Origin of the sequence: Mycobacterium sp. IS-1556 (genome assembly GCF_001499985.1) — a bacterium.
Classification (GTDB): Bacteria; Actinomycetota; Actinomycetes; order Mycobacteriales; family Mycobacteriaceae; genus Mycobacterium.
On record NZ_LQIM01000009.1, the window covers coordinates 84,253 to 93,165 of the forward strand.

The following is an 8,913-nucleotide window of genomic DNA, read 5'->3' on the forward strand; positions in this document are numbered from 1 at the left end:
GCAGCCCTGATACCGTCATCGGTCATGAGCGGCGCGGTATGCCCGGGCTCCTTCGACCCGGTGACCCTGGGTCACATCGACATCTTCGAGCGCGCGGCCGCGCAGTTCGACGAATTGCTGATCGCCGTGCTGGTCAACCCGAACAAGAAGGGCATGTTCACGCTCGACGAGCGCATCGCGATGATCGAGGAGTCCACCGAGCATCTGTCGAACCTGCGCGTCGAGTCCGGTCAGGGGCTCGTCGTCGACTTCGCCCGACAGCGCGGCATGACCGCGATCGTCAAGGGCCTGCGCACCGGCACCGACTTCGAATACGAACTGCAGATGGCGCAGATGAACAAGCACATCGCCGGCGTCGACACATTCTTCGTCGCCACCACACCGCGGTATTCGTTCGTGTCCTCGTCGTTGGCCAAGGAGGTCGCCACGCTGGGCGGCGACGTCTCCGACCTGCTGCCCGCGCCGGTCAACAAGCGACTGCAAGCCAAGCTTCGCCAGGGTTAATTTCCGTCTGCGCCGGGTAGGCGGAAGGTGGCGCACAGCCCATCCGCGCCCACACCAATAGCGAAAACGCAGGAGGTTTCTGCCATGGTCGAAACGTTCGTCCAGAACACCGACGACGTCGTGAAGTTCCTCACCGATCAACACAATCTGATCAAGGACATGTTCGATGAGGTGCTCGGCGCGTCGGATACGAAAGCCCGCGAGAAGGCGTTCACCGATCTTCGTCAACTACTCGCCGTGCACGAGACCGCCGAGGAGATGGTGGTGCATCCGCGGGCCCGCAAAGAGGTGGCCGACGGAGACTCGATCGTCGACGCACGGCTCAAAGAGGAACACGAGGCCAAGGAGTTCCTGTCGCGGCTGGAGAAGATGGACCTCGGATCGAAGGAGTTCATCGACGAGTTGACGAAGTTCCGCGACGACGTGGTCGAGCACGCCGAGCACGAGGAGCACGAGGAGTTCAACAAGCTGCAGCGCAAGCTCGACGGCGACGATCTCAAACGGATGGCGGGGGCGGTGCGGGCCGCCGAGGCGATCGCGCCGACCCATCCGCACGCCGGCGTGGAGTCGGCCAAGGCCAACTTCGCGGTTGGGCCGTTTGCCTCGATGCTCGACCGCGCCCGAGACCTCATCGGTGCAGCGCTGAAGTAGTCGCCGCGCGCCGGCCTTCCCCGATCGTCGCGCCAACCGCGCGCTTGACATAATGCGCACGAGCAATTCAGCAGGCAGTTGCGGTCTGGGGTAGCGGTGCGACTCGGCCAACCGCCGGTGTTTGTCGAGGATGAACGAGGTCCGAAGCGACACACCGACGCGGAAGCCGAGTCACACGGGCAACACCAGGCACACTGGTAACTGTCAACTACGCCTGGAGGGTGTTGCCGTGTACCGAGTTTTCGAGGCGCTCGATGAACTGAGCGCGATTGTGGAAGAAGCGCGCGGCGTGCCGATGACGGCAGGCTGCGTAGTGCCCCGCGGTGATGTCCTCGAGTTGATCGACGACATCAAGGACGCGATTCCCGGTGAGCTCGACGACGCCCAGGATGTCCTCGATGCGCGCGACGGGATGCTTCGCGAGGCCAAGGACCATTCCGACTCGATGGTCTCGACGGCCACGGCGGAGGCGGACTCGGTGCTCAACCACGCCCGCGCGGAGGCCGACCGGCTGCTGGCGGACGCGAAAGCCCAGGCCGACCGCATGGTGGCCGAGGCCCGCCAGCACAGCGAGCGGATGGTCGGGGAGGCCCGCGAGGAAGCCAACCGCATCGCCGCCACCGCCAAACGCGAGTACGAGGCCAGCGCCGGACGCGCCAAGACCGAAGCCGACCGGCTCATCGAGAGCGGCAACCTCGCCTACGAGAAGGCCGTGCAAGAGGGCATCAAGGAGCAACAGCGGCTGGTATCGCAGACCGAGATCGTGCAGACCGCGACGGCCGAGGCGACCCGGCTCATCGACTCGGCACACGCCGAGGCGGACCGGCTGCGCGGAGAGTGCGACATCTATGTCGACAGCAAGCTCGCGGAGTTCGAGGACTTCCTCAACGGCACACTGCGCTCGGTCGGCCGCGGGCGACACCAGCTTCGCACCGCCGCCGGCACGCACGACTACGCGGCGCGCTGAGCGCCGAGGGCCGCCAAAAATCCTCGCCGTAAACTCGATTGTCATGGCGACGCATGCCAAAGCGGCGGCGCATCGCGCGTCACAATCGCCGCTCGTGATCAACATCTCCCGGCTCGGCCGGCGGCCCGGGGCGATGATGGCCGTCTCCGAGACGGTGCCCGCCCCGGCGCGGATCGGGCTCGACCTGATCGGAATCGAGGAAGGCGCTCCGCTGGCGCTCGACCTGCGGGTCGAGTCGGTGTCGGAGGGCGTGCTCGTCAGCGGCACGGTCTCCGCGCCGACGGCGGGCGAGTGCGCACGGTGCCTGACGCCGGTCACCGGTGAGGTCGAGATCGATCTGACCGAACTGTTCGCCTACCCCGACAGCGCCACCGACGAGACCACCGAAGCCGACGAGGTCGGTCGCGTGATCGACGACACCGTCGACCTGGAGCAGCCCATCATCGACGCCGTCGGCTTGGCGCTGCCGTTCGCCCCGCTGTGCGGTCCCGACTGCGCCGGGCTGTGCCCGGACTGCGGCGTGGCGCTGGCCGAAGCCGAACCCGGACACCACCACGAGCGGATCGATCCGCGCTGGGCCAAGCTGGCCGGCATGTTCGACGAGGACACGCGTGACTGAGCGCGCCGCGCTGCTTGCGGCTCTGGGCGTCGACCTGCCCGACGAACTGCTCACCATCGCGCTCACCCACCGCAGCTACTCCTATGAAAACGGCGGACTGCCGACCAACGAGCGACTGGAGTTCCTTGGTGACGCGGTGCTCGGGCTGACCATCACCGAGGAGCTCTACCACCGGCACCCCGACCGGTCGGAGGGCGATCTGGCCAAGCTGCGCGCCAGCATCGTCAACACCCAGGCACTGGCCGACGTGGGGCGTCACCTGACCGAAGGCGGGCTCGGCGCGTACCTGTTGCTGGGCAAGGGAGAGGAAAACTCCGGCGGCGCCGACAAGGCCAGCATCCTGGCCGACGGTGTCGAATCCCTGCTCGGCGCAATCTTTCTCGAGCACGGCATCACTGTCGCGCGGCAGGTCATCCTGCGGCTGTTCGGCGAGTTGTTGGACACGGCGCCGACCCTGGGCGCCGGGCTGGACTGGAAGAGCAGCTTGCAGGAGCTGACCGCCTCGCGCGGGCTGGGCGCACCGAGTTACGTCGTCACCTCCACCGGGCCGGACCACGACAAGGAATTCACCGCGACGGTGATCGTCACCGACACCGAATACGGCACGGGGGTCGGGCGCACGAAGAAGGAGGCCGAGCTCAAGGCGGCCGCGGCGGCCTGGAACGCACTGACCGCCGCCGAGGTAGATGCCTGAGCTTCCCGAGGTCGAGGTGGTCCGGCGCGGACTGGCCGCGCACGTTGTCGACAAGACGATCACCGCGGTGCGCGTGCACCATCCGCGCGCGGTACGCAGACACGAGGCCGGCCCCGCCGATCTGACCGCGCGGCTGCTGAACTCGCGCATCGTCGGCACGGGCCGGCGGGGAAAGTATCTGTGGCTGATTCTGGATGACGATTCGGCGCTGGTGGTGCATCTGGGGATGAGCGGGCAGATGCTGCTGGGCGAGCTGCCGCGGGAGGATCACCTGCGCATCGCTGCCCTGCTCGACGACGGCACCGCCTTGAGCTTCGTCGACCAGCGCACGTTCGGCGGCTGGATGCTCACCGACATGGTCACCGTCGACGGCAGTGAGGTACCGGTGCCCGTCGCTCATCTGGCCCGCGACCCGCTCGATCCGCTGTTCAACCGCGATGGTGTGGTTACGGTGTTGCGGCACAAGCGCTCCGAGATCAAGCGGCAGCTGCTGGATCAGACGGTGGTGTCGGGCATCGGCAACATCTACGCCGACGAGGCGCTGTGGCGCGCCAAGGTCAACGGCGCCCGGCTGGCGTCGTCGCTGACCCGGTCCAAGCTGGCGGAGGTGCTCGACGCGGCCGCCGAGGTGATGCGGGAGGCGCTGGAGCAGGGCGGCACGTCGTTCGATGCGTTGTATGTCAATGTCAACGGCGAATCCGGCTACTTTGACCGGTCGCTGGATGCCTACGGCCGCGAAGGTGAGCCGTGCCGGCGCTGCGGTGCGGTGATGCGGCGGGAGAAGTTCATGAACCGCTCGTCGTTCTACTGCCCACGGTGCCAACCCCGGCCGCGGGCGAGGCGGGCTTAAGCTGCGCGCTGGGCGGCCGGCGTCCGGCGGGCTAGATGTCCCTGTCCACTGGGCGGGCGCGTTCCCGTAGACCACTGCCGTCACACGTATCGACGTTTCGCAGTCGTTTTCGCGCACTTTCCCTGCGAAACGTGGCTCGCTGTGACGTCTGAGGAGTAAGCACCGACGGGCCGCAGCGGAATTCCCGCCCGTCGAGCGTTGTAGAAATACTGCATGACGGAACTGTGGGTTGAGCGGACGGGCGAGCGCCGCTACACCGGGCGTAGCTCGCGCGGCGCCGAGGTGCTCGTCGGCAGCGAGGACGTCGAGGGCGTCTTCACACCGGGCGAGCTGATGAAGATCGCGCTGGCGGCGTGCAGCGGTATGGCCAGTGACGCGCCGCTGCGCCGCAGGCTCGGCGACGACTACCCCGCGACGATCCGCGTCTCCGGGCCTGCCGACCGCGAGCAGGAGCGGTACCCGCTGCTCGAGGAGCACATGGAACTCGACCTGTCCGGCTTGTCGGAAGCCGAGGTCGAGCGGGTACTCACGGTGGTCGAGCGCGCGGTCGACCAGGTCTGCACCGTCGGCCGCACGCTGAAATCCGGGACCAAAGTGACCTTTGAGGTTCATGATGCAGGAGTTAGCTGAGGTACGACTGACGGCGTGGGTGCACGGCCACGTCCAAGGCGTCGGCTTCCGGTGGTGGACGCGGTCGCGCGCGCTGGAACTCGGCCTGACCGGTTTCGCGGCCAACAAGCCCGACGGCCGGGTGCAAGTGGTCGCCGAGGGCCCCCGCGAAGCGTGCCAACGACTACTTGACCTGCTGCAAAGCGGTGAAGCGCCGGGTCGGGTCGACAATGTCGTCGCCGACTTCACAGAACCTCGCGACTCGCTAGAAGGGTTCACCGAGCGGTAGCCCGCGCGGCGGTAGTGTGGCACGTCGTGCACCTCAAGAGTCTGACCCTGAAGGGCTTCAAGTCGTTTGCTTCGCCGACGACTCTGCGCTTCGAGCCAGGCATCACGTGCGTCGTCGGGCCCAATGGTTCGGGCAAGTCGAACGTGGTCGACGCGCTGAGTTGGGTGATGGGCGAACAGGGCGCCAAGACGCTGCGCGGCGGCAAGATGGAAGACGTCATCTTCGCGGGCACGTCGTCGCGGCCGCCGCTGGGCCGCGCGGAGGTCACGGTCACGATCGATAACTCCGACAACTCGCTGCCGATCGAGTACTCCGAGGTCTCGATCACCCGGCGGATGTTCCGCGACGGCGGCAGCGAGTACGAGATCAACGGCAGCGGTTGCCGGTTGATGGATGTCCAGGAACTGTTGTCCGACTCCGGCATCGGCCGCGAGATGCACGTCATCGTCGGACAGGGCAAGCTCTCGGAGATCCTGGAATCGCGGCCCGAGGACCGTCGGGCGTTCATCGAGGAGGCGGCCGGCGTCCTCAAGCACCGCAAGCGCAAGGAGAAGGCGGTCCGCAAGCTCGATGCGATGTCGGCCAACCTGAACCGGCTGACGGACCTGACCACCGAGCTGCGTCGTCAACTCAAGCCGCTCGGGCGGCAGGCCGAGATGGCCCGGCGCGCCCAGACGATTCAGGCTGATTTGCGTGACGCCCGCCTGCGGCTGGCCGCCGACGACCTCGTCACGCGCCGTGCCGAATTCGAGAACACCAACCAGGCCGAGACCACGCTGCGCCGCGAGCATGACGAGATCGCGACGCTGTTGGAGGCCAAGACCGCGGAGCTGGCCGCCCACGAAGCGGCGGTCGCCGGCCTCAGCGAACGCGCGGACGCCGCACAGCAGAGCTGGTTCTCGCTGTCGGCGCTCGCCGAACGCGTCAGTGCCACAGTGCGTATCGCCAGCGAGCGGGCACAGCACCTCGAAATCGAGCCCGAGGCGTCGACCGGCCCCGATCCCGATGCGCTGGAAGCCCAGGCAGACGAGATCGCCGCGCAGGAACGGCAACTGCTTGACGAGCTGACCGAATCGCGCGCGAAGCTCGAGGGCGCCCGTGCCGAGCTGGCCGAGCGTGAGCGCGTCGCCGCCGAAGCCGAACGGGCGCACCTGGCCGCGGCCCGCGCCGAAGCCGACCGCCGCGAGGGCCTGGCCCGGCTGGCCGGTCAGGTCGACACCATGCGCACCCGCGTGGAGTCCATCGACGAAACCGTCGCTCGGCTCACCGGCAGCATCGACGAGGCCGCAGCCCGGGCCCAGCAGGCCCAGGCCGAGTTCGAGACCGTGCAAAGCCGCGTCGGCGAACTCGACGCCGGCGAAGTCGGTCTGGACGAACACCACGACCGCACGGTGACCGCGCTGCGGCTGGCCGACGAACGCGTCGCCGAACTGCAGGCCGCCGAGCGCGGCGCAGAACGTCAGGTCGCCTCGCTGCGCGCTCGTATCGAAGCCCTTTCCGTCGGTCTGGATCGCAAGGACGGGGCGGCCTGGCTGCAGCAAAATCGCGGTGGCGCAGGGCTTCTGGGTTCGATCGCCAACCTGGTGAAGGTGCGCAACGGCTACGAGGCGGCCGTCGCGGCGGTGCTCGGTGCCGCCGCGGACGCGGTCGCCGCCGAAAGCCCAGGTGCCGCGCGCGCTGCGGTCGCGGCGCTCAAGGAGTCCGACGGTGGGCGGGCGGCGATCGTGCTCGGCGATTGGCCGGAACACGCAGCGCCGCAAGCTGAATCGTTGCCCGCAGGCGCCGTGTGGGCGGTGGAGCTGGTGGAAGCGCCGTCGCGACTGCGGGGCGCGATCCGGGCGATGCTCTCAGACGTGGTGGTCGTGTCGGAGCTGGCCGTCGCACTGGACCTGGTCGCCTCGCGGCCGAAGCTGCGGGCCGTCACCACCGATGGCGACCTGGTGGGGGCGGGCTGGGTCAGCGGCGGGTCGGACCGCAAACCCAGCACGCTCGAGATCGCCTCGGAGGTCGAGAAGGCCCGCTCCGAGCTGGCCGAAGCCGAGAGGCAGGTCGGCGAGTTGATGGCGGCCCTGTCCGGCGCGCTGACCGAACAGGCCAGCCGTCAGGACGCCGCGGAGCAGGCGCTCGCTGCGCTCAACGAATCAGACGCCGCCATCTCGGCGATCTACGAGCAGCTGGGTCGACTCGGCCAGGAGGCCCGCGCCGCCGACGACGAATGGCAACGGCTGATCCAGCAGCGAGACGAGTTGGAGGCCAACCGATCCCGCACCGTCGAGGAGCTCGCCGGGCTCGAGCAGCGTCTGCACAACGCCCAGCAGGAGCCGACGTTCGAAGCCGAGCCCGTCAACCGGCAAGAGACGATGGCTGCCGCCGAGACGGCTCGCGGCGCCGAGGTGGAGGCCCGGTTGGCGCTGCGAACCGCCGAGGAGCGCGCGAATGCCGTTCGCGGAAGGGCGGATTCGCTGCGCCGGGCGGCGGCCGCCGAGCGCGAGGCGAGGCTGCGCGCCCTTCGTGCCCGCGAATCGCGTCAGCATGCAGCGGCGGTGGCCGCCGCGGTTGCGGACTCGGGCCGCCTTGTCGCACAACGGTTGAGCGCCGTGGTGGCGGTGGCGTCACGCGCTCGCGACGAGGTTGCCGCCGAACGCCAGCACCGCACCGCGGCGCTGGCCAAGACGCGCGACGCGGTCAACGAGCTCACCACCAAGGTCAACGGTCTGACCGAGGCGCTGCACAAGGACGAAGTCGCCAAAGCGCAAGCGGCAATGCGTATCGAGCAGCTCGAGGAACAGATCCTCGAACAGTTCGGCATGGCGACCGATGATCTGGTCGCCGAGTACGGCCCGGACGTGCCGCTGCCGCCCACGGAACTGGAGATGGCCGAATTCGAGCAGGCGCGCGAGCGCGGGGAGCAGGTCACCACGCCTGCGCCGATGCCGTTCGACCGCGCGACGCAGGAACGACGCGCCAAGAAGGCCGAACGCGAGCTCAACGAGCTGGGCCGGGTCAATCCCCTCGCGCTCGAGGAGTTCGCCGCGCTCGAGGAGCGCTACAACTTCCTGTCCACCCAACTCGAGGACGTCAAGGGCGCGCGCAAGGATCTGCTCGATGTCATCGATGACGTCGACGCACGCATCCTGCAGGTGTTCACCGAGGCGTACGCCGACGTTGAACGCGAGTTCCGTGGGGTGTTCTCCGCGCTGTTCCCCGGTGGGGAGGGCAGGCTGTTGCTGACCGACCCCAACGACATGCTCACCACCGGCATCGAGGTCGAGGCCCGTCCGCCGGGCAAGAAGATCAAGCGGCTGTCGCTGCTATCCGGCGGGGAGAAGTCGTTGACCGCGGTCGCGATGCTCGTCGCGATCTTCCGCGCCAGGCCCTCGCCGTTCTACGTGATGGACGAGGTCGAGGCGGCGCTCGACGACGTGAACCTGCGCCGGCTGATCAGCCTGTTCGAGCAGCTGCGTGAGCGCTCCCAGCTGATCGTCATCACGCATCAGAAGCCGACGATGGAAGTCGCCGACGCCTTGTACGGGGTGACCATGCGCGACGACGGCATCACCGCGGTGATCAGCCAGCGGATGCGTGGTCAGGAATTGGTCGCGGCCACCAATTAGGCGGCTTGTAGACATCGAGGAGCGCTGAGCGTTCTGTGGTGTCTCGGGACATCGTTGACAGTCATGGTGCTGGTTTGGGTTCGCGTTTGCCGTGTGTTCCGGGTTTTCGGTGACCG

The 8,913-nt window shown here is 68.1% G+C and carries 9 protein-coding genes; all 9 read left to right on the plus strand.

What is annotated here, in order from left to right:
- The first annotated feature begins 24 nt into the window (after positions 1-24).
- The 9 genes from coaD to smc all read left to right on the plus strand — a co-directional run bounded on the left by coaD (position 25) and on the right by smc (position 8,797).
- Entirely contained in the window at positions 25-504 is a 480-nt protein-coding gene (coaD, locus tag AU187_RS08425; RefSeq protein ID WP_059099629.1) for a pantetheine-phosphate adenylyltransferase, read from the plus strand.
- Between the two features lie 84 nt (positions 505-588).
- Complete coding sequence (locus tag AU187_RS08430) at positions 589-1,155, plus strand: hemerythrin domain-containing protein (RefSeq protein ID WP_059099630.1); 567 nt, start codon at positions 589-591, stop codon at positions 1,153-1,155.
- A gap of 229 nt (positions 1,156-1,384) precedes the next feature.
- On the plus strand, positions 1,385-2,122 hold the full coding sequence (gene sepIVA, locus AU187_RS08435) for a cell division protein SepIVA (RefSeq protein ID WP_059099631.1): 738 nt from the start codon (positions 1,385-1,387) through the stop codon (positions 2,120-2,122).
- A 43-nt stretch (positions 2,123-2,165) separates the two neighbouring features.
- On the plus strand, positions 2,166-2,741 hold the full coding sequence (locus tag AU187_RS08440; RefSeq protein ID WP_059166566.1) for a YceD family protein: 576 nt from the start codon (positions 2,166-2,168) through the stop codon (positions 2,739-2,741).
- Positions 2,734-3,435, plus strand: a complete 702-nt coding sequence (gene rnc / locus AU187_RS08445) for a ribonuclease III (RefSeq protein ID WP_059166567.1) — start codon at positions 2,734-2,736, stop codon at positions 3,433-3,435. The genes AU187_RS08440 and rnc overlap by 8 nt, the downstream gene beginning before the upstream one ends.
- A complete protein-coding gene (gene mutM / locus AU187_RS08450; protein ID WP_059166568.1) occupies positions 3,428-4,285 on the plus strand; it encodes a DNA-formamidopyrimidine glycosylase in 858 nt (285 codons plus the stop codon). The genes rnc and mutM overlap by 8 nt, the downstream gene beginning before the upstream one ends.
- A 213-nt stretch (positions 4,286-4,498) precedes the next feature.
- Positions 4,499-4,915: an OsmC family protein gene (locus AU187_RS08455; RefSeq protein ID WP_059099635.1), complete on the plus strand. Its 417-nt coding sequence runs from the start codon at positions 4,499-4,501 to the stop codon at positions 4,913-4,915.
- Positions 4,899-5,183, plus strand: coding sequence for an acylphosphatase (locus AU187_RS08460; protein ID WP_059166569.1), 285 nt, complete (start codon positions 4,899-4,901; stop codon positions 5,181-5,183). The genes AU187_RS08455 and AU187_RS08460 overlap by 17 nt, the downstream gene beginning before the upstream one ends.
- A 26-nt stretch (positions 5,184-5,209) precedes the next feature.
- Entirely contained in the window at positions 5,210-8,797 is a 3,588-nt protein-coding gene (smc, locus tag AU187_RS08465) for a chromosome segregation protein SMC (RefSeq protein ID WP_172800189.1), read from the plus strand.
- The last annotated feature ends 116 nt before the right edge of the window (positions 8,798-8,913 follow it).

What these genes read in the sequence shown, in the direction of transcription:
- coaD (WP_059099629.1), top strand. Translation starts at nt 25, where the DNA reads ATGAGCGGCGCGGTATGCCCGGGCTCCTTCGACCCGGTGACCCTGGGT.
- AU187_RS08430 (WP_059099630.1), top strand. Translation starts at nt 589, where the DNA reads ATGGTCGAAACGTTCGTCCAGAACACCGACGACGTCGTGAAGTTCCTC.
- AU187_RS08440 (WP_059166566.1), top strand. Translation starts at nt 2,166, where the DNA reads ATGGCGACGCATGCCAAAGCGGCGGCGCATCGCGCGTCACAATCGCCG.
- mutM (WP_059166568.1), top strand. Translation starts at nt 3,428, where the DNA reads ATGCCTGAGCTTCCCGAGGTCGAGGTGGTCCGGCGCGGACTGGCCGCG.
- AU187_RS08455 (WP_059099635.1), top strand. Translation starts at nt 4,499, where the DNA reads ATGACGGAACTGTGGGTTGAGCGGACGGGCGAGCGCCGCTACACCGGG.
- AU187_RS08460 (WP_059166569.1), top strand. Translation starts at nt 4,899, where the DNA reads ATGCAGGAGTTAGCTGAGGTACGACTGACGGCGTGGGTGCACGGCCAC.